At 59.8% G+C, this 20,592-nt stretch carries 19 protein-coding genes and 2 tRNA genes; 19 read left to right on the top strand and 2 right to left on the bottom strand.

The window, feature by feature from the left end; translation table 11 throughout:
• Nucleotides 1–73 precede the first annotated feature (73 nt).
• From AB5750_RS08795 to AB5750_RS08735, 13 genes are all read left to right on the top strand, one after another.
• The gene (locus tag AB5750_RS08795; protein ID WP_006235302.1) at nucleotides 74–418 is read left to right on the top strand and encodes a hypothetical protein; all 345 of its coding nucleotides are present in this window, start codon (nucleotides 74–76) and stop codon (nucleotides 416–418) included.
• Between the two features lie 367 nt (nucleotides 419–785).
• The gene (gene rpmE / locus AB5750_RS08790) at nucleotides 786–1,211 is read left to right on the top strand and encodes a 50S ribosomal protein L31 (protein ID WP_006235303.1); all 426 of its coding nucleotides are present in this window, start codon (nucleotides 786–788) and stop codon (nucleotides 1,209–1,211) included.
• A gap of 307 nt (nucleotides 1,212–1,518) precedes the next feature.
• On the top strand, nucleotides 1,519–4,326 hold the full coding sequence (gene secA, locus AB5750_RS08785) for a preprotein translocase subunit SecA (RefSeq protein ID WP_368146059.1): 2,808 nt from the start codon (nucleotides 1,519–1,521) through the stop codon (nucleotides 4,324–4,326).
• Nucleotides 4,326–5,474 carry a peptide chain release factor 2 gene (gene prfB, locus AB5750_RS08780; RefSeq protein WP_225093805.1) on the top strand — a complete coding sequence of 383 codons (1,149 nt, stop codon included), beginning with the start codon at nucleotides 4,326–4,328 and terminating at the stop codon, nucleotides 5,472–5,474. Before secA ends, prfB begins: the two co-directional genes overlap by 1 nt.
• 167 nt (nucleotides 5,475–5,641) lie before the next feature.
• Nucleotides 5,642–6,532 carry a YitT family protein gene (locus AB5750_RS08775; protein ID WP_368146060.1) on the top strand — a complete coding sequence of 297 codons (891 nt, stop codon included), beginning with the start codon at nucleotides 5,642–5,644 and terminating at the stop codon, nucleotides 6,530–6,532.
• 208 nt (nucleotides 6,533–6,740) lie between these two features.
• Nucleotides 6,741–7,571: a transketolase gene (locus tag AB5750_RS08770; RefSeq protein WP_006235308.1), complete on the top strand. Its 831-nt coding sequence runs from the start codon at nucleotides 6,741–6,743 to the stop codon at nucleotides 7,569–7,571.
• 1 nt (nucleotide 7,572) lies between these two features.
• On the top strand, nucleotides 7,573–8,514 hold the full coding sequence (locus tag AB5750_RS08765; protein WP_117769460.1) for a transketolase family protein: 942 nt from the start codon (nucleotides 7,573–7,575) through the stop codon (nucleotides 8,512–8,514).
• Nucleotides 8,515–9,018: 504 nt separating this feature from the next.
• Nucleotides 9,019–10,239 carry a cell division ATP-binding protein FtsE gene (gene ftsE / locus AB5750_RS08760; RefSeq protein ID WP_368146061.1) on the top strand — a complete coding sequence of 407 codons (1,221 nt, stop codon included), beginning with the start codon at nucleotides 9,019–9,021 and terminating at the stop codon, nucleotides 10,237–10,239.
• Nucleotides 10,226–11,146 (top strand): permease-like cell division protein FtsX, encoded by a 921-nt coding sequence (gene ftsX / locus AB5750_RS08755; protein ID WP_117769462.1) that lies wholly within the window; start codon nucleotides 10,226–10,228, stop codon nucleotides 11,144–11,146. Before ftsE ends, ftsX begins: the two co-directional genes overlap by 14 nt.
• Before the next feature lie 135 nt (nucleotides 11,147–11,281).
• Nucleotides 11,282–13,417, top strand: coding sequence for a ribonuclease R family protein (locus AB5750_RS08750; protein WP_368146062.1), 2,136 nt, complete (start codon nucleotides 11,282–11,284; stop codon nucleotides 13,415–13,417).
• 176 nt (nucleotides 13,418–13,593) lie between these two features.
• Nucleotides 13,594–14,199: a recombinase family protein gene (locus AB5750_RS08745; RefSeq protein ID WP_138340470.1), complete on the top strand. Its 606-nt coding sequence runs from the start codon at nucleotides 13,594–13,596 to the stop codon at nucleotides 14,197–14,199.
• A gap of 104 nt (nucleotides 14,200–14,303) precedes the next feature.
• On the top strand, nucleotides 14,304–14,885 hold the full coding sequence (locus AB5750_RS08740) for a VanZ family protein (RefSeq protein WP_368146064.1): 582 nt from the start codon (nucleotides 14,304–14,306) through the stop codon (nucleotides 14,883–14,885).
• Nucleotides 14,886–15,007: 122 nt separating this feature from the next.
• Nucleotides 15,008–15,367 carry an arsenate reductase family protein gene (locus tag AB5750_RS08735; RefSeq protein ID WP_368146065.1) on the top strand — a complete coding sequence of 120 codons (360 nt, stop codon included), beginning with the start codon at nucleotides 15,008–15,010 and terminating at the stop codon, nucleotides 15,365–15,367.
• A gap of 196 nt (nucleotides 15,368–15,563) precedes the next feature.
• Here the strand turns inward: AB5750_RS08735 and AB5750_RS08730 are convergent, their stop codons facing one another.
• Complete coding sequence (locus AB5750_RS08730; protein ID WP_006235322.1) at nucleotides 15,564–15,974, bottom strand: hypothetical protein; 411 nt, start codon at nucleotides 15,972–15,974, stop codon at nucleotides 15,564–15,566.
• Between the two features lie 276 nt (nucleotides 15,975–16,250).
• Here AB5750_RS08730 and AB5750_RS08725 point away from each other — a divergent pair.
• The 6 genes from AB5750_RS08725 to AB5750_RS08700 all read left to right on the top strand — a co-directional run bounded on the left by AB5750_RS08725 (nucleotide 16,251) and on the right by AB5750_RS08700 (nucleotide 18,832).
• Nucleotides 16,251–16,324: transfer RNA gene (locus AB5750_RS08725), tRNA-Gln, on the top strand.
• Nucleotides 16,325–16,341: 17 nt separating this feature from the next.
• Nucleotides 16,342–16,418: transfer RNA gene (locus AB5750_RS08720), tRNA-Glu, on the top strand.
• Nucleotides 16,419–16,512: 94 nt separating this feature from the next.
• Nucleotides 16,513–17,430: a tetratricopeptide repeat protein gene (locus AB5750_RS08715; RefSeq protein WP_035137397.1), complete on the top strand. Its 918-nt coding sequence runs from the start codon at nucleotides 16,513–16,515 to the stop codon at nucleotides 17,428–17,430.
• Nucleotides 17,420–17,890 (top strand): SsrA-binding protein SmpB, encoded by a 471-nt coding sequence (gene smpB, locus AB5750_RS08710; protein ID WP_035137396.1) that lies wholly within the window; start codon nucleotides 17,420–17,422, stop codon nucleotides 17,888–17,890. Before AB5750_RS08715 ends, smpB begins: the two co-directional genes overlap by 11 nt.
• Nucleotides 17,891–18,096: 206 nt before the next feature.
• Complete coding sequence (locus tag AB5750_RS08705; protein ID WP_117746556.1) at nucleotides 18,097–18,600, top strand: flavin reductase family protein; 504 nt, start codon at nucleotides 18,097–18,099, stop codon at nucleotides 18,598–18,600.
• 88 nt (nucleotides 18,601–18,688) lie between these two features.
• Complete coding sequence (locus AB5750_RS08700) at nucleotides 18,689–18,832, top strand: rubredoxin-like domain-containing protein (protein ID WP_006235327.1); 144 nt, start codon at nucleotides 18,689–18,691, stop codon at nucleotides 18,830–18,832.
• A 152-nt stretch (nucleotides 18,833–18,984) separates the two neighbouring features.
• Here AB5750_RS08700 and AB5750_RS08695 read toward each other — a convergent pair whose 3' ends face one another.
• Nucleotides 18,985–20,241, bottom strand: coding sequence for an Nramp family divalent metal transporter (locus AB5750_RS08695; RefSeq protein WP_368146067.1), 1,257 nt, complete (start codon nucleotides 20,239–20,241; stop codon nucleotides 18,985–18,987).
• Between the last annotated feature and the right edge of the window lie 351 nt (nucleotides 20,242–20,592).

Below are 20,592 nucleotides of genomic sequence, written 5' to 3'. Positions count from 1 at the left end.
GTGGAAAAGATCGAGTCGTCCTCGCAGACGCTCAAGCAGGAATACCTCGATACATACGAGGGAGGTGAATGACATGAAACTATTTGAACAGCTGAAGTCCAATGCGTCGCGCATGGCTGTCTACGCCATCCTCGTGGCAACGGCTTTATGCGGAATCGCGGCACCCGTCTATGCGCTCAACGGGGAGAAAGGCGATGTCGAGCCCGCGTACATGGCTTCGACGGTTAAGGACCGGTACAAAGCCTTCTCTGGAGACACGTTTTACGTAGCAGAGTACGACACGACCTACCGTCAGCTTCGCTACAACAAGGGCTACGACTATCTAGGCGCAGAGGCAATCAGCTATACGTCGGGTTGGTACCGCTCCAACTATGGACACATAACCCAGTTCAAGTGTAACTACCGTGTGTACAACTAAAGCAACCGGCCGGGACGAGGGGTGACGCAAAAGCGTCGCCCCTCGTTTTTAACCATGTCAACTGAACCTAGTTCAGTTTGGTTGATTTCCGATCTCAGCCGAACACATTGAGCGGAAAGGCCGTTCCCGCAGTCAGTCGAACGTCCCCGGGGCCCTTCTCAGGCCCCGGGGACGGCATTTTCCCAGTTGAAGGAACGGTGGAGATGTGTTTCGGTGGGTCAGATTCGTGTCGTTCCGAAAAGACCGTGAACCTTTTGTGGGACACGCGGCGCCGTGGTACCATAGCCAAGTTTGTTGTCTTGGTCGGAAACCAAGACGCCTTATGCGCTGATCGGTAACCAGCGCCTGACCAATAAGGAGTCCTACCATGAAGCAGGGTATCCATCCCCAGTATGTCGAGTGCACGGTGACGTGCTCCTGCGGCAACACCTTCAAGACGCACGCTACCGTGTCCGAGATGAAGGTCGAGCTTTGCAACGAGTGCCACCCGTTCTACACCGGCCAGCAGAAGTTCGTCGACACCGGTGGACGCGTCCAGCGCTTCGCCGACAAGTTCGGTGGCGCCGCTGCCGCCCAGCTCAAGAAGGCCGAGGAGGCCAAGGCTGCCAAGGCCGCCAAGGCTGCTGAGGCCGAGGCCGCTCGCAAGGCCGCCGCTGAGGCTAAGGCTGCCGAGAAGGCCAAGCGTGCTGCTAAGTTTGCCGAGGAGGCTGCCAAGCAGGCCGCCGAGGCTCCCGCAGAGGCTCCCGTCGAGGAGGCCGCTGCCGAGGCCGAGACCACCGAGGCTGCTGAGTAAATAGCTCGCCGCGGAAACACTCGCATTCATGGCATGAGGGCCGCGCATCCGTTTGGGTGCGCGGCCCTTTTCATTTTATTGGTGCAAACCAACCTGTCCCCATTGCACCAAATGGCAGAGAGGCAGCGTTTGCCCAGATAAAACCTGCCAAAATTAACCTGTCCCATTGTGGCAGGTTGGTCGTAGTTATTACGTGGCGGTCGAGGTCGACCGTATAGGCCGCGCCTTGTTTGGCTAAAGTACAATCATCTGTGTTTAACTCGCCCGCAGCTGCACGGCGTGGGCGATGGCCAAAAAGGAAAACCACATGGGATTCATGTCAAAGCTGCTGTCCTTTGGATCCGATAAGGACCTTAAGCGCTACTACAAGATCGTCGACCAGATCAACGGTCTTGAGCCCCAGTTTGAGAAGATGACCGAGGAGGAGCTCCGCGGCCAGACCGATAAGTTCCGCGAGCGTTACGCCAACGGCGAGTCGCTCGACGACATGCTCCCCGAGGCCTTTGCCACCGTGCGTGAGGCTTCCAAGCGCACCATGGGTATGCGCCACTTTGACGTGCAGCTCATTGGCGCCATGGCACTGCACGAGGGCCACATCGCCGAGATGAAGACTGGCGAAGGTAAGACCCTCGTCTCCACGTTGGCCGGCTATCTCAACGCTATTGCTGGCAAGGGCGTGCACGTCGTTACTGTCAATGATTACCTTGCCAAGCGTGACTCCGAGTGGATGGGCCGCATCTATAAGTACCTGGGTATGACCGTCGGTCTGCTCCAGAACAACATGCCGCTCGAGCTCAAGCGCCCGGCCTACCAGGCAGACGTCACCTACGGCACCAACTCCGAGTTCGGCTTTGATTACCTGCGCGACAACATGGTTACCCGTCCCGAGCAGCGCGTGCAGCGCGGCCACAACTACGCCATCGTCGACGAGGTTGACTCCATCCTGATCGATGAGGCCCGCACCCCGCTGATCATCTCGGGCGCTGGCACCAAGTCCGCCAGTACCTACAAGGACTTCGCGCGTGCCGTGCGTGGCCTTGAGCGCGGCGAGGACGTGTCGCACGACATGCTCACCGCCACCGAGGACGTTGAACCCACGGGCGACTACGTCATGGACGAGGCCAAGCACGCCATTGCCGCCACCGAGCGCGGCCTTAAGAAAATCGAGCGCCGCCTGGGTATCGATGACATCTACGCCGACCTTTCGGGTCAGCTGGTCAACCACCTGCAACAGGCGCTGAAGGCCCAGTACATGTTCCACCGCGACAAGCAGTATGTGGTCACCAACGGCGAGGTCAAGATCGTCGACGAGTTCACCGGCCGCATTATGGAAGGTCGCCGCTATTCTGAGGGCCTGCACCAGGCCATCGAGGCCAAAGAGGGCGTGCTCGTACGCGAGGAGAACCAGACCCTGGCCACCATCACCCTGCAGAACTACTTCCGTCTGTATGACAAGCTCTCCGGCATGACCGGCACGGCACTTACCGAGGATGCCGAGTTCCGCGAGATCTACAAGCTGCCCGTCGAGGTCATCCCCTCCAACAAGCCTGTGCAGCGCGTGGACCACGAGGACCTGGTGTACCGCACCATCCAGGCCAAGTACAATGCCGTCGCCGACGATGTCGAGCAGCGTCATGCCAAGGGCCAGCCGGTCCTGGTGGGCACCGTATCCATCGAGAGCTCCGAGAAGCTGTCCGCCGCCCTTACCAAGCGCGGCATCGCACACGAGGTCCTCAACGCCAAACACCATGAACGCGAGGCCCACATCGTTGCCCAGGCCGGACGCTACGGCGCCGTGACCATCGCCACCAACATGGCCGGTCGTGGTACCGACATCTTGCTGGGCGGCAACCCCGACGAGCTGGTGCGCGAGCGCCTGGAGTACGAGGGCCTGACCATGGAGGACGTGACGCCCGAGCAGCTCGAGCAGTTTAACGCCGAGGCCAAGGAGACCTGCAAGGCCGAGCGTGAGCGCGTGCTTGCCGCCGGCGGCCTGACCGTTATCGGCACCGAGCGCCACGAGTCCCGTCGTATCGACAACCAGCTGCGCGGCCGCTCCGGCCGTCAAGGCGATCCGGGCGAGACCCAGTTCTACCTGTCGCTCGAGGACGACCTCATGCGCTTGTTCGGCGGCGACAAGATGGACCGCGTCTCCAAGATGATGGTCACGGCCGACATGGGCGACGACATGCCCATCCAGCACAAGATCATCTCCAAGGCCGTCGAGAGCGCCCAGCACAAGGTCGAGAGCATCAACTTCTCCATGCGTAAGAGCGTCCTTGAGTACGACGACGTCATGAACAAGCAGCGCCAGGTCATCTACGCCGAGCGCAATAAGATTCTGGACGGCAAGGACCTGACCGACCACATCACCGAGGTCATGCACGACACCGTGTACCGCTGCGTGCAGGAGTTCTGCACCAAGGACAGTCACGATGGCGAGCGCGACCTTGAGGGTCTGCGTAAGTGGGTCGTCGAGCTGACCGGGCATATCGATACCCCTCAGTTCCCCGACGAGGACTTTGAAGCCCTTGCTGCCGATGTCCTGGCTTACGTAGAGAAGTGCTACAACATGAAGGCCGAGCGCTTGGGCGAGGACCTGATGCGCGAGCTCAATACCCAGGTCATGCTGCGCGTCATCGATACCCGCTGGATGAACTACCTGCAGGAGATGGACTACCTCAAGACCGGCATCGGCCTGCGCGGCTTTGGCCAGCGCGACCCGCTGGTTGAGTACAAGACCGAGGCCTACGGCGCGTTCCAGATACTCGTCGATACCATGTATGAGGATTACCTGCGCACGGTTCTGCGCATCGAGATCAAGGCTGCCCCGCGTGCCGTGGAGCACAAGGAGAAGCCCGCGCTCGAGGGCGCGCACTTCTCCGGTCCTGCCGAGGTCGATGGTGACAACGGCGACTCGGTGCTGCGCAAGCAGGCGCAGGTGCAGGCCCGCACGGCTGTCCAGGGTGGTCCGGCTGCCGTCAACAACGGTGGCAAGGTGACCACCTATCGCAAGTCCGAGAGCGACGATCCGTACGTCAACGTGGGCCGCAACGACCCGTGCCCCTGCGGTAGCGGCAAGAAGTTTAAGTACTGCCACGGCAGGAATCGTTAATGGCTGAGGCTTTAGAGGTAACGCCCGCCGAGCTGGACGCGTTTGCGGACCGGCTCGGCGAGGTCGAGTCGTATCTCCACTTGGACGAGAAGCGTACCCGCGTGACCGAGCTCGAGGCCAAAAGTGTTGCCCCTGGCTTTTGGGATGACGCCGACGCCGCCCGTGCCACCATGGAGGAGATTGCTCGCACCAAGGAAGATATCGCTGCCGTGGACACCGCGCGCGGCGAGCTTTCCGATGCCCGCGCCGCGCTGGAGCTTGCCGAAGAGATGGGGGATGACCCCGACGCCGCCGCATTGCGCGAGGAGGCTGCCGCTACGGCAGAACGCCTGGCCCGCGCTATCGACGAGCTTGAGCTTTCGAGCTGGTTTACCGGTGAGTTCGATCACGGCGATGCTATTGTGACCATCAAGCCCGGACAGGGTGGTCTGGAGGCCCAGGACTGGACCTTCATGCTCTTTAAGATGTACATGAAGTACTGCCAGCGTCGCGGCTGGAAGGTCACCATCAACGACTGTCCCGCGGCCGAGGTCATCGGCATCGACCGCGCGACCTTTACCGTCGAGGGCAAGGACGCATTTGGCATGCTGCGCGCCGAGGCCGGTGTCCACCGCTTGGTTCGCATTAGCCCCACCGACGACAAGAAGCGCCGCCAGACCACGTTTGCCGGCGTCGAGGTCATCCCCGTGCTACCCGATGATATCGACATCGAGATCAGCCCCGATGACATCCGCGTGGACGTGTACCACGCGAGCGGCCCGGGCGGTCAGGGCGTCAACACCACCGACTCCGCCGTGCGCGTGACGCATTTCCCCAGCGGCATTGTGGTTACCTGTCAAAACGAGCGCAGCCAGATTCAGAACAAGGCTGCGTGCATGCAGATCCTCAAGGCCCGCCTGTACGAGATTGAGCTCGAGAAGCGCGCCGAGGCCCTGGATGAGATCCGCGGACCCAAGACCACGATTGGTTTTGGCAACCAGATTCGCAGCTACGTGCTCTACCCGTACCAGATGGTCAAGGACCTACGCACGGGCGTGGAGACCAGCAATGTCGAGGCCGTTCTTGACGATGGCGACCTGGACCCGTTTGTTATTGGCTACCATCGCTGGGCCACCGGCAACGCCGACGCGGAGACCCCGTCTGCATAAACCGCCCGGTTTATGTGGAGATGGATTAAAACCCTCCCAGCAGGGTGGTTTTGTATCCAGAGCAAACCCTGCGCAGGGGTGGTTTTTGTCCGGCGAATCGGTAGAATCGAATACAAGAAGAAGTTCAAAGCGCATCCGTTTGCGTGCGCTTTTTTGAGGGAGGCAGCATGGCATATCGTCTGGACATCAAGCGCATTCTTTCGATGAACTTCTTTCACGACCTGCCCCAGATCATGTTGGGGTGTGCCTTGGCCGCCATCGCGACCGACTTGTTTTTGATTCCCAACGGTCTTGCCGCCGGTGGCGTTACGGGCCTTGCCACCATTATCCAGGCGGTCGGCGCGGCGCGCGGCCTATCGCTTCCCGTTGGTATTCAGACGATCGTGATGAACGCCTTGCTGTTGTTGGTCGTTATGCGCGAGGGCGGCATGTTCTACGTGGTGCAGACCGCGACGGGCTTTGTGCTGCTGGGCTTCTTTACCGATCTGTTCGCCCCGTTTGTAGCACCTCTGGCGGATGCGGACCTGATGCTCCCTGCCATGTGGGGCGGCATTATTACGGGCATCGGTTACGGCATGGTGTTGCGCGCCGGCGCCAACACCGGCGGCTCGGACACGATTGGCCAAATCATCTCGCGTAACACCTCGCTGCCGGTGGGCTCGACCGTCATGGCGATCGATGTTGCCGTATGCGCGCTATCGGCTCCGGTCTTTTCAATCGAAAACGCACTGTATGCAGGCCTTTCGATGGTCATTAGCGGCTACGTGATCGATGCCGTGGTCGATGGTGGCAACAAACGCCGTATGGTACTCATCATCTCGGACAAGTTCCCTGATGTCGCTGCCGATATCATGTATGGCCTGGGTCGTGGTTGTACCAAGTTTAAGGCGACTGGCATGTATTCGGGTGCCGAGAAGCCAGTGATTATGGTCATCGTGAGCCGTCGAGAGCTCAATACCCTCAAGACGATCGTGCGCGAGCGCGATCCTCATGCCATCGTGACGGTTGCCGACGTTACGGAAGCCTTCGGCGAGGGATTCAAGGACATTAGCGCGTAGGGTCGATCGCGTTCCATCCAAAAGACGTTCACATTGATAAACCGTTTCATCAGCGGTTCTGCCTGCTAAATTGTTCAAATAATGATAAAAACTCTGGTAAAGCCATCAGTTTCCAGCATAATGAATGACGTACGTGCATTGCGGCTGTGTTGGGATTACCTTTCCGTGCCGTGCGCATTTTGTCTAATGAGGATGAAAGGAAGGCACAATGAGCGACGAAGAGCTCAAAAAGGTTGCCAACGAGGTAAGGAAGGGCATCGTCACCGGCGTGCACGCTGCCAAGTCCGGCCATCCGGGCGGTTCGCTCGGCGCTGCCGACATCATGACCTATCTGTACTTTGAGGAAATGAACGTCGACCCGGCCGATCCCCGCAAGGCCGATCGCGACCGTTTTGTGCTCTCCAAGGGCCATTGCGCTCCGGGCCTGTACGCCGTGCTCGCCGAGCGTGGGTTCTTCCCCAAGGAGGATCTCGAGACGCTGCGCCATATCGGCAGCCACCTGCAAGGTCATCCCAACATGAACGACACCCCGGGCGTCGATATGTCCACCGGCTCGCTCGGCCAGGGTATCTCCGCCGCCGTGGGTATGGCCGTTGCCGCCAAGCACTGGGGCGATACTTACCGCACGTACGCCCTGCTGGGCGATGGCGAGAGCGAGGAGGGCCAGGTCTGGGAGGCCGCCATGTTTGCAGGCAACCAGCAGCTCGATAACCTCTGCGTGATCGTCGACCACAACGGCCTGCAGATCGACGGCCCCGTCGAGGAGGTCAACGACCCCATGCCGCTCGCCGACAAGTTCCGCGCCTTTAAGTTCCACGTGGTGGAGCTTGCCGACGGCAACGATTTCGATCAGATCCGCGCCGCCTTTGCCGAGGCCCGCGCCACCAAGGGTCAGCCGACCGCCATCATCGCCGAGACCATGAAGGGCAAGGGCGTTTCCTTTATGGAGAACCAGGTTGGTTGGCACGGCAAGGCCCCCAACGATGAACAGTTTGAGCAGGCCATGGCAGAGCTCACGGCCGCCGGAGAGGAGCTCTAGGATGGCAGACGTCAAAAAAATCGCCACGCGCGTAAGCTACGGCGAGGCCCTCGTCGAGCTCGCCAACGAGCACGATGACTTTGTGGTCCTCGACGCCGACCTGGCCGCCGCCACGCAGACCGGCAAGTTCAAGGCCGCCTGCCCCGATCGTTTCTTCGATGTGGGCATTGCCGAGAGCAACCTGATGGGCGTCGCCGCCGGTATCGCGACCACCGGCCGCGTTGCCTTCGCGAGCACCTTTGCCATGTTTGCCGCCGGCCGCGCCTTTGAGCAGGTCCGTAACTCCATCGGCTACCCGCATCTCAACGTTAAGATCGGTGCCACGCATGCCGGTATCTCGGTGGGCGAGGATGGCGCCACGCACCAGTGCTGCGAGGATATTGCCCTCATGCGCGTCATCCCCGGCATGACTGTGATCGTTCCTGCCGACGACGTCGAGGCCCGCGCCGTAACGCGCGCCGCCTACGAGTGCGACGGTCCGGTGTACATGCGCTTCGCTCGTTTGGCCTCGCCGGTTATCAACGACCCCGAGACCTACAACTTCGAGTTGGGTAAGGGCATTGTCATGCGCGAGGGCGCCGACGTCACCATCATCGCCTGCGGCCTGATGGTCGGCGAGGCTCTCGAGGCCGCCGAGCAGCTCGCTGCCGAGGGCATCGACGCCGAGGTCATCAACATGCACACCATCAAGCCCATCGATGCCGACCTGATCGTCAAGAGCGCCACCAAGACCGGCCACGTCGTGACCGTCGAGGAGCATTCTGTAATCGGTGGCCTGGGCAGCGCCGTTGCCGACGTCCTGTGCGAGCAGTGCCCGACGCCCCTCAAGAAGATCGGCGTCAACGACACCTTTGGCGAGTCCGGCCCGGGTGCCGAGCTCTTGCACAAGTATGGCCTGGACGCCGCCAACATCGTGGCGACCACCAAGGAGTTCTTGGCATAAGGCAAGGCGGATCTCAAGGACTGCTTCGCCAGAACTATGGAAACCCGGCAGGGGCGCTCTCTTGGAGAGCGCCCCTGTTTCAGTTGCGGTGAAATAAGGACTGATTAGACCTTTTAACTGGTAAAACAGTCCCTATTTCACCGCAACTTATGAAGACGCCCCTCAAGCACGGTCCCATCAGGAAAAAGGGCATATATCGACAAAGCGCAATTCAGACCCTTCCAGCTTTGTATATGCAGCACCTCAAGATAAACGCGGCGACCCCTTAGTTATCGCAGGCCGGGCACAGGGTTACTCTCCAAATCTTTCCGCAGGACGGAGGAGCCCCCGCCGCGCGAAGCGCGCAGCGGGGGCTCCGACATGTCCGAGGACGATTTGGAGAGTAACCCTGTGTCCGGCCGACGGGATCCCTAACCACGCCATGCTTCTTATGTGCAGCAAAGCTAATGCTGCTAAAATACAAAGCGCTCATGTAGTTTAAACGCACGACGATAAGGAGCACCAGTGGGTAACCACTTCCGTACCTCCGGTGCGGGCGATGATGCCCCCAAGACGCAGGCAGGCGTCCAGGGCAGTCGTTTCGCCACTCCGGATTCAGAGGGCCAGCCTGTTGCTCAGGCCCCCGCTCAGCCGGCAGATCAGGCACAGCCGGCATCCGATCCCTTTGCCTACAATCCAACCAGCGATGTCGCGCTTTCCGGCACGGCGGGTTTTGAGCCCGTTCAGGCCGTGACCGCTCGCGTGGAGCAGCCTCAGGCTGGTGCCGCCACGCCGCAGCCTACCATGGCCGGCATTCCCGACCCCTTGGCCCCTGCGACGCCGGCTCCTCGGCCTGCGCAGTCCGGTCTCTTTGCCGCTATTCCCGACCCCACGCAGCCTGCTGCCCCGGTGGTCGAGAGCGATCAGGCAGCCGAGGTCGCAAGCCTCGATAACGCGCTCAACAACCCCGATTTTACGTCGGTGTTTGCGCCCATCGATCCGCAGGCCAGCCGCAAGAAGATGGCCAAGCAGGCCGGTGTCGAGCCCGTCATCCTTATGGAGCATGTCACCAAGATCTATCCGGCACAGCCCAACAAGCCTGCACTCGACGACATCAACATCGAGATCTATCCGGGCGAGTTCGTCTTCCTGGTCGGTCACTCCGGCTCGGGTAAGACCACGCTGCTGTCGACGCTCAACCGCGACGTCAAGCCGACGAGCGGCCGCATCCTGGTTGCCGGTCAGGACCTCATGAAGATCAAGAACCGCAAGGTTCCGTTCCTGCGCCGCCAGATTGGCGCCGTGTTCCAGGACTTTAAGCTTCTGCCGCAGAAGACCGCCTACGAAAACGTGGCGTTTGCCCTGCAGTGCATCGGCAAGCCCAAGGGCGTCATTCGCAGCCAGGTGCCCGAGGTGCTGCGTCTGGTCGGCCTGGCCGATCAGATGGACTCGCTGCCCGACCAGCTTTCCGGTGGCGAGCAGCAGCGCGTTGCCGTCGCCCGCGCTATGGTCAACCGTCCGCCGCTGCTGATCTGCGACGAGCCCACGGGTAACCTCGACCCGGCGATCTCGCTGGGCATCATGAAGCTGCTCGAGCGTATTAACCGCACCGGCACCACCGTGATCGTCGCCACGCACGACCGCGAGATGGTCGATAGCATGCACCGTCGCGTGATCGCCCTCGAGGGCGGCCACGTTATCCGCGACCAGGAGAGGGGAGGTTACGGCAACTATGGCACCAACTAACGTGGGCTACTCCTTCAAAGAGGCAATCAGCCACTTCTTCCGTAACTGGACTACCTCGCTCGGCGCCGTCATCACGATCTTCCTTTCGCTGTTTATCATCGGCCTGTTCATCATGGGCTCTGCGATGCTGAACTCCGTGATCGGCACCGTCGAGGATCAGGTTGTCATCAACGCGTTCATTAGTGATGACGCCGATCAGGCCGATGTTCAGGCTTTTGAGGCCGAGCTTAAGACGTGGAATAACGTCAAGTCCGTGACCTATAAGGACAAGGACGACGCGCTGGCCGAGTATACGAGCAAGATGTCGGGCAACGCCGACGCCACCATGAGCGCGCTCGATGGCCAGAACCCGCTGCCGGCTTCCTTCGCTATTGAGATGGACGATCCGTCCAAGGTCGAGAGCACGGCAAAGAAGCTCAAGAAGGATGCCGATTTCCAGAAGATCGCGGATGACGGCGACGTCAACGCGAGCGTGCTGTACGGCCAGGAGGAAGTGAGCCGCCTGTTCCAGGTGACCAACTACATCCGCATCGCCGCCGTGGTGCTCGTTGGCCTTCTGACCTTTATTGCATTCATCTTCATCAACAACACGATTCGCCTGTCCATCACGGCGCGTCGTCGTGAGATTGCGATTATGCGTCTGGTCGGCGCCAGCAACGGCTTCATTCGTGGCCCGTTTATCACCGAGGGCGTGCTGCAGGCCATTTTGGGCTCGCTGCTTTCCATCGGCGTTCTGGAGCTGCTGCGCAATCTGATGATTCCGCGTCTGCAGGAGAGCATCGGCTGGATGTCGTTTGCCCTGCCGATGCAGTACTACCTGGTGACCTATGCTGCGCTGATTCTGGTCGGCGTGATTATCGGCCTCTTTGGTTCTGCCATCGCCATGCGTCGCTACCTGCGCGTGTAGGCATGCCTGGAATTCATCCCTTCCAACGGGTCGTCTCTTATGGGGCGGCCCGTTTTTTGATCCCTAGGGGACGGCAGGAAAGCGAATCATTTGGGTAGACTCTTTGGAGTTCGCAATCGATAGTTAGGAGGCGCCATGGGGCGCAATAACAAGCATAAGCGTGGAGCTCGCAATAAGCGCGGGCCGGTGCGCAGCGAACGCCGTCCGAGCCTGACCGGGCGCGTGCAGCTCCATGAGCACAGTGCCTATGTCATAACCGAGAATGGCGACTACAAGGTCATGGGTCGCGGCAAGCGTGAGATCATGGACGGCGATACCGTTGCCGCGAGCATTAAGAACAGCCCGCATGGCGAGCGTCGCGCCGTGATCGAGGGCGTGGTTGAGCGCGCAGCTATAAGCGTGGTGGGCACGTACCAGACCGCCGGTCCGCTCGGTGTGATTGAGCCGCTCGATTCGCGCCTGAAGGCCGACTTCTTCATTCTGCCCGAGGATACCTCGGCGGATCGTCTGGGCGTCCACCCGGGTGATGCTGTTGTCGCGCGCATTTTGACCTACCCGACGCGCCTGGAATCGGGCACTGTGACGATCGAACGCCGCATTGGCGGAGATGACGCGCCCGATTTGGGCGTTCAATATGTGATGGCGCGTTACGGCTATACCGATAGCTATCCCGAGGCCGCGCTAGACGAGGCCGAGGGGCTTTCGCTCGATGTGTCCGCGGCGCTTAAGGACCCGCTCCGCCGCGATCTGCGCGACCGCTTTGTCATCACGATCGACCCGGTCGACGCGCGCGACTTTGACGATGCCATTTCGTTGGAGCGCACGCCCGAGGGTGGCTACAAGCTGGGTGTGCATATCGCCGACGTCTCGCACTATGTGGCTTGGGACGGGCATATCGATCTTGAGGCTCGCCATCGTACGACATCGGTGTATCTGGCCGATCGCGTGCTTCCCATGCTGCCCGAACGCCTGTCCAATGACCTGTGCTCGCTTCGCCCTGATGAGGACCGTCTTGCGTTTACTGTCGATATCGAGCTCGATGCGCAGGGTCGCGTGCGGCATTACGATCCGTACCCCAGCGTGATTCGCTCGCGTGTGCGTATGGACTATGACGGCGCCGAGGCGCTGCTGGTGCGTGCCGGCGCGGTTGAGTATTCGGTGCTGGAGGGTGCGGCCGAGGATGTTGCGGCTGCCGAGACCTCGCGCGAGGAAGCGCTTGAGCGCGGTCTTGCGTGCGAGGAGGCCGCCCGCGGCTACAACGTCGACCTCGGCGATTTCCTTGTCGCCGCCAACGAACTCGCCGAACTCCGCCGTCGTATCCGTCGCGCCCGCGGCTCAGTCGATTTTGACACGGCCGAGATTCGTGCTCTGTTGGATGAGGACGGAGTACCCGTGCAGATTGTGGCGCGTGAGCGTTCGTGCGCCACGTCGCTTATCGAGGAAGCCATGCTGCTCGCCAACGAGTGCGTTGCAGAGTGGCTGGCAGACCGTGATATCGAGGCCTGCTATCGCGTGCATGAGGATCCGAGCCCCGATAGCCTGCACGGTGCCGCCGTTGCGCTGGCGCAGCTAGGCATCATCGACGATCGCCGTGCTGCCGGTATTGCCCTAGGGAGCCCCGATGAGCTGCAGGCTGCAGTCGATGCTGCCGCCGGTACGGCCAACGCACCGCTCGTTAACACGCTGCTTCTGCGCAGCATGCAGCGCGCGCTGTACAAGCCGCGCAACGAGGGCCACTTTGCGCTCGCCGCGCCGTGCTACTGTCACTTTACGAGCCCCATCCGTCGCTACCCCGATCTGGTGGTGCACCGCGTGCTCAAGCTGCAGCTGGCATACGAGCGGCTGGGCGGCAAGGACGCCCTGGTCCGCACGCCGCGCCTGATCGGTAAGGGGCGCGAGTCGCTGCCGCGCATTCTGCCCCAGATTTGTCGTGCCTGCAGCGATGCCGAGCGCGCGGCCGACGCTGCCAGCCATGCGACGCAAAAGATCAAGATCGCTCAGTACTATGAGGATCGTCTGGGCGAGCGCTATGCCGGAACCATCTCTTGGGTTAGCAGCATGGGCCTCTTTGTGCGCTTGGACCTAACACAGGTCGAGGGCCTGGTTTCAATTAAGAGCCTGGGCAACGAGTGGCTCGAGTTCGACGAGGACGCGCTTACGCTGACGGGTGCCGACACGGGCACCCGTTACGAGCTGGGGCAGCGCGTGATCATCGAGGTCTCGCGCGTCAATACCACGCGTGGGCACTTGGACTTTAAGCTTATCCATTAGCTAAATCCCGACTCGTGGCGAGAGAGCGGAGGGCGGTCTTTCGGGACCGCCCTTCGCATTTGAATCGTGACTACCTTGTCGTCTGCTCGGCCGCCCGCTTACCTGCTATTTGAGAGGTAAAACCTACCAAAATAAACCTGTCCCTTTTGGCAGGTTTACAAGAAAGCGGGGATGAGATGGCGACGGTGTACGGGTATGCGCGGGTGAGTTCGCGCGATCAGAATCTGAATCGGCAGCTGGATGCGCTGGGCGCCTATGGCGTGGGCTCAGCGAATATTTATGCCGACCATGCGAGCGGCAAGGACTTCGATCGACCGCATTATCGCGAGCTGTTGCACGTCCTGGGAGACGGGGACGTGCTGGTGGTGCTTTCTATCGACCGACTTGGTCGTAATTACTCCGAGATTCTTGAGGAATGGCGACGCATTACCAAGGAGCTCGGGGTTGCCATTGTGGTGTTGGACATGCCATTGCTTGACACGCGCGCTAGGGCCAGCGGCGCGCCGGATGTGACCAACACCCTGATTGCCGATATTGTGCTGCAACTGCTGAGCTACGTGGCGCAGGTGGAGCGCGAGAATATCCATCGGCGCCAGGCGGAGGGAATTGCAGCGGCGCGGGCGCGAGGGGTTCGTTTCGGTCGACCTCGCAAGCCGTGCCCTCCTCAGTTTGAGCTGGTGCGCGATAGCTATGAGGCAGGCGATATTACCCGCAGCCAGGCAGCAAAGTGCCTGGGCGTGTGCGTGGGGACGTTCGATCGCTGGATGCGCGAGGCGGGGTAGGGGTTTGCGTCGCTTTGTCGCTTCCTGTTGCGATTCAAATTTTGATACGGTGACGATGCCATTTGGGGCTACACTCGCTGATATTCAAAAAAGGAGGTTGGCCCTTGGCGCGCGTAAAACAAATAATCGGATGGACCGCAATTGTTCTGTTCGTTGCAACGCTGGCGGGCATCTGGGTGCTGACGGAGCAAAATGCGGTGGAGACGTCGTTGCTGAGCGAGTCTACCGCGCGTGTGGTGGAGGGCCAGGCTACGGGCGTTCAGGCTGTCGATGCCACGGGTGAAGCTCAGGCGGAGAACGGAATGACCGGGGGCACCGATTCGGCTGCCTCGAATGTCCGGTCTGGCCGACTTGCTTCCATTCGCATGTGGGTGGGCACGAACGTCCGTCGCGTTGCCCATACCGTAGAGTTTTTCTTCGTCGGATTATTCGCCTCCGTGGTCGTGGTTTGCTTTTCCAGGCGTCCGTGGAGCGTATGCTCCCGTTGCGTGCCCGTATTGCTCTTTTGCGCCGCCTGCTCCGTTGGCGATCAGGTACATAAGATCTTTGTTCCCGGCAGGCATTTCGACGTTATCGATTTAGGATTCGATGCTGCGGGCTATGTCACCGCCATGCTGTTGGTATTGCTGGCAGCGGCGTTGGTGCGCCATGTGACTCGGCCGATCGGCGCCCATGCGAGGCGCTAGCCTTAAGACGAGACATCGCGACTGCCTATGCTTCGACATTGACTACAATAACGGCTGCAATCGCGAGTGGTCGTCGATGTGCAGTTTTCCAGACACCTGTTTTCTCTAAGAAAGGAAATCCCATGGCGGTATTGTTTGTTGAATATCCCAAGTGCTCGACCTGTAAGAAGGCCAAGGCATGGCTGGACGAACATGGGGTAGAATATATCGATCGCGATATCGTTTTGGACAATCCCGCGGCTGATGAGCTTGCGACCTGGATTGCTCGTTCGGGGCTGCCGGTGCGGCGCTTCTTTAATTCGTCGGGCATGAAATATCGAGAGCTGGGCCTGAAGGCGCGGTTGGATGCGGGCATGACGAATCGGGAGTGCTACGAGCTGCTGGCGACCGACGGCATGCTGGTCAAGCGTCCGCTGCTGGTGGGCGACGACTTTGCGATTCCCGGCTTTAGGGAAGCGGCTTGGGCCGAGGCGTTGCTGTAGCGGCTGCGGAAAGTGCGACCCGGAATTCGCTTCCAGAATGGGATGCGCTTTCCCAAAGTGGCCGGTTGCGGAAAGCACGTCCCATTCTGAGCTTCGATTGTGGGACACGGTTTCCGGTTGAGGGCTCGACGGGAAAGTGGGGACCAGTTTGAGCTTGAAATCTGGGACGCACTTTCCGCCGGCGGGCCTGCCCCAGTCAGTCCGCCAGCTGTGCCCATTCGTGCGGATCGTAGACCTTTACGTGTTTGTTGGGCTTGCCGCTCCAGTACTCCTCGTCCATAAAGGGCAGATATGCCTGAACGCCGGGGCAGATAAAGGGAATCCGCTGCTGTTGCAGTCGCTCGCGCTGGCGCTGCTCCAGGTGCGCCTCGGATATGACGGTTGGCATGCCGGACAACTCGACGAGGCTTGCCTGGATTCGCTTAAGGTCGGGGAGTCCCGCGTGCCATGACATCCGCATGATCAAAAAGGATGCACGGCGGTATTTTGCCTGCACCACAGTAATGGCGGGGCGCAGTGTGGGATGGATTTTGTCCCGTTCGGGCCAAAGGTCGGCAGTGATCTCAAGGCCCAGGGTCTCCCATAGGTAATCAAGCTCTTCGTCCATGGCGCCTCGATATCTACGTGATCATTGATACTTCGATTGTGTTGCCTGGTGCTATCGTTTTCGCGGTAGAATCTGCCAACGGTTGACGGCTACCGCTCGCGGCGTTTTGCCCTTCGTGTACAGCGGTCGGCTTCACAGGTCCTTCACGGGTTGGACTTAATTAGGCCAATTTGACTGAATTTCAAAAAAGTCAAAATTGGGGCTTGCGTCACGGCGAGACTTCCCGTATATTTCTTTCTTGCGCAAAGGCACAGCCGAGCGCAGCGATGCAGTCATTGGGATGTCGTCTAATGGCAGGACAGCGGATTCTGGTTCCGTCAATGGGGGTTCGACTCCCTCCATCCCAGCCATTGCATTTGCTACATATGGCCCGTTCGTCTAGCGGTTTAGGACGCCGCCCTCTCAAGGCGGAGATCACCAGTTCGAATCTGGTACGGGCTACCAAAATTGAACGCCCGGGCCTCGTAAGAGACCCGGGTTTTGTGTATTGACCGTATATACGGCGCCTGCCGTGTTTCGCTCAGATCGAGGAGTAGCCATGGATCTGCCCATCAGCTTGCAAGACATCACGTATGCCGAGAACTATCTGGCGCAGGGCGACCTGGCTACGGCGACGCCGCTGCTGGAGCGTCTGGTGGAGCTCGCCGAGGAGTATATTGATGCTGAGTGCAAGACGGAGGAGAAGCGTCAATACTTTAGCTTCGATAGCAAGTTTGAGCGCTTGGCCTATCGCCGCGTGGAGAAGGATCCGCGCGAGCTCGTGCAGGTCGAGGTGCCGTTTGACCGCCTGTACTCTGATATGGCGTTTGCCTACATTCGCCAGCAGGATTATGTGAGCGCTCGTAATGCCCTGATGCAGGCTGTGCGTTGGGACCCCATGAACTGCAACTATCGCTTGGATTTGGCCGAGCTGTTCCGCGCACTCGAGGACAAGCAGGAATGGGCATCGCTCTCGTTCTCGGTGCTGGAGCGTGCAAGCGATGGCAAGTGCGCCGCCCGCGCTTACGCCAATCTAGGCCAGTACTTCTTGGAGCCCGAGACCGAGAACGTTTCGGCTGCCGTGGGCTGCGCGCGTCTGGCGCTGCGCCTGGCGCCCAACGATGCGCATACGACGCGCCTGCTCAACAAGATCCATACCACCTATCCGGATGCCGCCGATGAGAGCGACGACCACGTGATGGGTGAACTGGCCCTGCAAGGCGTGCCGACCTCGCCTTCGGCCGAGATTGCCATCTGCCTGATTATGTGCGCGACCGATGCTGCAAGCGACGGCGACAAGCAGGAGGCGACGCGCCTGACGGTACGTGCTCGCGACTTGGTGGGCGAGGAGGCCTGCGCGGCGATTATCAAACTGGTGCGCGAGAGCGATGCCGAGCTCAATGCCGAGCGCAAGGCAAAGCGCGAGACTGCGGGCTCAAACGCCGATGGAGCCAAGGAGGCCGGCGATGCCCAGTAAGCGCGAGCGCAAACTCATTTCCAAGAATCGCTCGGCACATCACGAGTACTTTATCGATGAGACGTTTGAGTGCGGTATTGAGCTGAGCGGCACCGAGGTCAAGTCGATTCGCGAGCGCGCCTGTCAGATCACTGACACTTTTGCGCTGATTCGTGGCGGCGAGTGCTGGCTCGTCGGACTGCATATCCACCCTTATAGCCATGGTGGCGTGTGGAATCGCGATCCCGACCGTCGGCGTCGTCTGCTGCTGCACCGCAAGGAGATCGACTTTCTTGACGGCAAACTTCGCAACCGTGGTTATGCGCTGGTTCCGTTGGAGCTCTACTTTAATATCGACGGCCGCGTAAAACTGCTGCTGGGTCTGGGTCGCGGCAAGAAGCTCTACGACAAGCGTGAGGACATGGCCAAGCGTGATGTCCAACGCGAGATCGACCGCGCCCTTAAGGAACGCAACCGTTAGGCACTCTGCATAAGTTGCGGTGGAATACGGACTGTTTTGCCTGTTTGAGGGGCTATTCAGTCCCTATTTCACCGCAACTGCGGGCGTCTCATCTTTCTTACTGTTCTGACACATATGTCTCAAAGGCGGCGTCCGTTATGGGTGCCGCCTTTTTTGTGGGTACATACATTCATGAGGTTCCAACCCGAGCTAGGGGAGTGATCGTTATGGACAAAACTGCGTTCTTTACCATGCCGAGCGGTCTGTACGTGGTGAGCGCTGCGGCAGACGGGCTGCGCGCCGGCTGCGTCATCAACACTGCGGTGCAGGTGACGTCCATGCCGCCGCGTATTTCGGTTGCCGTGAACAAGGACAATGTCACCTCGGGCGTCATCGCATCGGCCAAAGCGTTCGCGCTGACCGTGATCGATCAGACGGCCGACATGCTCTACATCGGTAACTTTGGGTTCCGCACCAGCAGCGATTATGACAAGTTTGCCAAATACGAGACCCGCGAGACGGCTCTGGGCATGCCCTATGTGCCCGAGCACGCGGCGGCCCTGTTTAGCTGCCGTTTGATCGACACTGTGGATGTGGGCACGCATCTGCTGTTTATTGGCGAGGTCGAGGATGCCGAGCGCCTGAGCGACGAGACGCCGCTGACGTACGACTACTATCACAAGGTGCTAAAGGGCAAGACGCCGCCCAAAGCCTCGTCGTATCAAGGCTAGAAATGTTCTAAAAATACTTGCATTATACTATTGAGAATATATACTAATAAGTAAGTACACCAGCAGTCACGTTCGAGAGGAGAACATCATGGCTGAGGAAAAGAAGACGTATAAGTTTGTGTGCACCGTTTGCGGTTACGAGGTTGAGGTCGACACGCCCGAGCTGCCCGAGGACTACGTGTGCCCGGTCTGCGGCGTCGGCCCCGATGAGTTTGAGCTTGTCGAGGAGTAGCTCGTAGACACACGACTTGCAACAACATATAGCTCTGTCCAAGGGCCCCGGTCGAATTCTCGGCCGGGACCCTTTTGATTTATCTGACGGTTTAAAACGGTCTCACGTGTTACAGATTGAGACGTTATATCTGGACAGTTACGCCATCCCAATTACATCCCCGCTAGCAGCACGATGTCGAGAATCGTCACGATGACGCCGATTCCTACGAGCAGCGCGTTGAGCGGGCGCGAGTTGGTGTATTTGCCCATGACGCGGGGCGAACTGGTGAGTCGTATGAGCACAAAGACCGTAATTGGCAGCTGAAGCGACAGCAGCGCCTGACTCCAAATGAGACCCTCAAAAGGATTCGGGACGACCAAGCACGCCGCCACTGCGCCGACGAAGCAGGCCGCCACCCCGATCGAGGAATGTCGGTCGTGGATGTCGTATTCCTCGTCGAACATGCCCGCGGTGATGGTGCCCGCCGCCATGCCCGCCGTCACACTACTCGATAGTCCCGCAAACAGCAGTGCCACCGCAAAGATGGTCGAGCTTGCCGGGCCCAGAATGGGGGAGAGCGTGGCCGCTGCGACGGCGAGGTCGTCTACGACCATGCCGTGCGCAAAGAAGGTCGTTGCGGCCAGGATGACCATGGCCGAGTTGATTGCCCAGCCCACGCCCATCGAAAAGAGCGTGTCGAAGAGCTCGTAGCGCAGACGTTCTTCGATAACCTGCTCGCCTTGGCCTTCAAAGTGCATGGATTGGATGACCTCGGAGTGCAGGAAGAGGTTGTGGGGCATAACGACCGCGCCTAGGACACTTACGATAATCGCGGCCGAGCCGGTGGGCATACAGGGTGTGATCCAGCTTGCGGCGGCTTGCGGCCAGTCGACCTTGACTAGTGCAAGCTCGGCTAAAAACGAAAGTCCTACCACGCCTACGAAGGCGATGATCCATCGCTCGGCGCGTTTGTAGGAGCTTGTCATGAGCATGGCAATCGATGCCGCCGCCACGATGATGCAGCCGGCGCGTACGGGCAGGCCAAAGAGCATTTGAAGCGCGATCGCACCGCCCAGGACTTCGGCCATGGCGGTGGCGACCGTGGCTAGATACGCGCTGCCGAGTATCGCACGCCCGACGAGGCGGGGTAGGTGGCGCGTCGTGGCCTCGGCAAGACACATGCCCGTGGCGATGCCCAGGTGCGCCGCGTTGTGCTGCAGCACGATGAGCATGATCGTGGACAGCGTGACGATCCACAGCAGCGCGTAGCCAAACTGCGAGCCCGCGGCCATATTGGAGGCCCAGTTGCCCGGGTCGATAAAGCCGACGGTGACGAGCAACCCGGGGCCGATATGCCGCGCAATGTCTAGGCCTCCGTGACCACCGGTGCGCCGGGAACCAAAGTGTTGTTTGAGATGGTTGAGCATGGTGCACTCCTGCGTGCCGTTTGTTTGACGCCGTAAAGGGTACCCGTTTTAGGCTTAAAGGTTAACCGAGACTAACAAAATTGTTGTATTTGAATAGGATGGGGAAAGGAGTTGCCGAAATGTCTTGATCTGTAACAACTAGGGATGGAAATTGGACCTAGGTGTCACAGATCGAGACAGGAAGAAATGGTCCTATGGAAAATCTCGATCTGTAACAGTTAGCTGCAAAAACCGGCCCTTCGTGTTACAGATCGAGACATTCGGAACTGTCTCTCGAAAACATCTCAATCTGTAACATCTAGGCGCCAAAATTGGGTCTTCCTGTTACAGATTGAGATGTTTGAAGCGGTG

Origin of the sequence: Collinsella aerofaciens (assembly GCF_040926185.1) — a bacterium.
Taxonomy (GTDB): domain Bacteria; phylum Actinomycetota; class Coriobacteriia; order Coriobacteriales; family Coriobacteriaceae; genus Collinsella; species Collinsella aerofaciens_BC.
This window is presented reverse-complemented; position numbering and strand designations above follow the sequence as displayed.

What these genes read in the sequence shown, in the direction of transcription:
- smpB (WP_035137396.1), top strand. Translation starts at nt 17,420, where the DNA reads ATGCCCAGTAAGCGCGAGCGCAAACTCATTTCCAAGAATCGCTCGGCA.
- ftsX (WP_117769462.1), top strand. Translation starts at nt 10,226, where the DNA reads ATGGCACCAACTAACGTGGGCTACTCCTTCAAAGAGGCAATCAGCCAC.
- AB5750_RS08750 (WP_368146062.1), top strand. Translation starts at nt 11,282, where the DNA reads ATGGGGCGCAATAACAAGCATAAGCGTGGAGCTCGCAATAAGCGCGGG.
- AB5750_RS08705 (WP_117746556.1), top strand. Translation starts at nt 18,097, where the DNA reads ATGGACAAAACTGCGTTCTTTACCATGCCGAGCGGTCTGTACGTGGTG.
- AB5750_RS08715 (WP_035137397.1), top strand. Translation starts at nt 16,513, where the DNA reads ATGGATCTGCCCATCAGCTTGCAAGACATCACGTATGCCGAGAACTAT.
- AB5750_RS08695 (WP_368146067.1), bottom strand. Translation starts at nt 20,241, where the DNA reads ATGCTCAACCATCTCAAACAACACTTTGGTTCCCGGCGCACCGGTGGT.
- rpmE (WP_006235303.1), top strand. Translation starts at nt 786, where the DNA reads ATGAAGCAGGGTATCCATCCCCAGTATGTCGAGTGCACGGTGACGTGC.
- AB5750_RS08775 (WP_368146060.1), top strand. Translation starts at nt 5,642, where the DNA reads ATGGCATATCGTCTGGACATCAAGCGCATTCTTTCGATGAACTTCTTT.
- AB5750_RS08735 (WP_368146065.1), top strand. Translation starts at nt 15,008, where the DNA reads ATGGCGGTATTGTTTGTTGAATATCCCAAGTGCTCGACCTGTAAGAAG.
- AB5750_RS08765 (WP_117769460.1), top strand. Translation starts at nt 7,573, where the DNA reads ATGGCAGACGTCAAAAAAATCGCCACGCGCGTAAGCTACGGCGAGGCC.
- AB5750_RS08770 (WP_006235308.1), top strand. Translation starts at nt 6,741, where the DNA reads ATGAGCGACGAAGAGCTCAAAAAGGTTGCCAACGAGGTAAGGAAGGGC.
- prfB (WP_225093805.1), top strand. Translation starts at nt 4,326, where the DNA reads ATGGCTGAGGCTTTAGAGGTAACGCCCGCCGAGCTGGACGCGTTTGCG.
- secA (WP_368146059.1), top strand. Translation starts at nt 1,519, where the DNA reads ATGGGATTCATGTCAAAGCTGCTGTCCTTTGGATCCGATAAGGACCTT.
- AB5750_RS08730 (WP_006235322.1), bottom strand. Translation starts at nt 15,974, where the DNA reads ATGGACGAAGAGCTTGATTACCTATGGGAGACCCTGGGCCTTGAGATC.
- AB5750_RS08745 (WP_138340470.1), top strand. Translation starts at nt 13,594, where the DNA reads ATGGCGACGGTGTACGGGTATGCGCGGGTGAGTTCGCGCGATCAGAAT.
- AB5750_RS08795 (WP_006235302.1), top strand. Translation starts at nt 74, where the DNA reads ATGAAACTATTTGAACAGCTGAAGTCCAATGCGTCGCGCATGGCTGTC.
- AB5750_RS08700 (WP_006235327.1), top strand. Translation starts at nt 18,689, where the DNA reads ATGGCTGAGGAAAAGAAGACGTATAAGTTTGTGTGCACCGTTTGCGGT.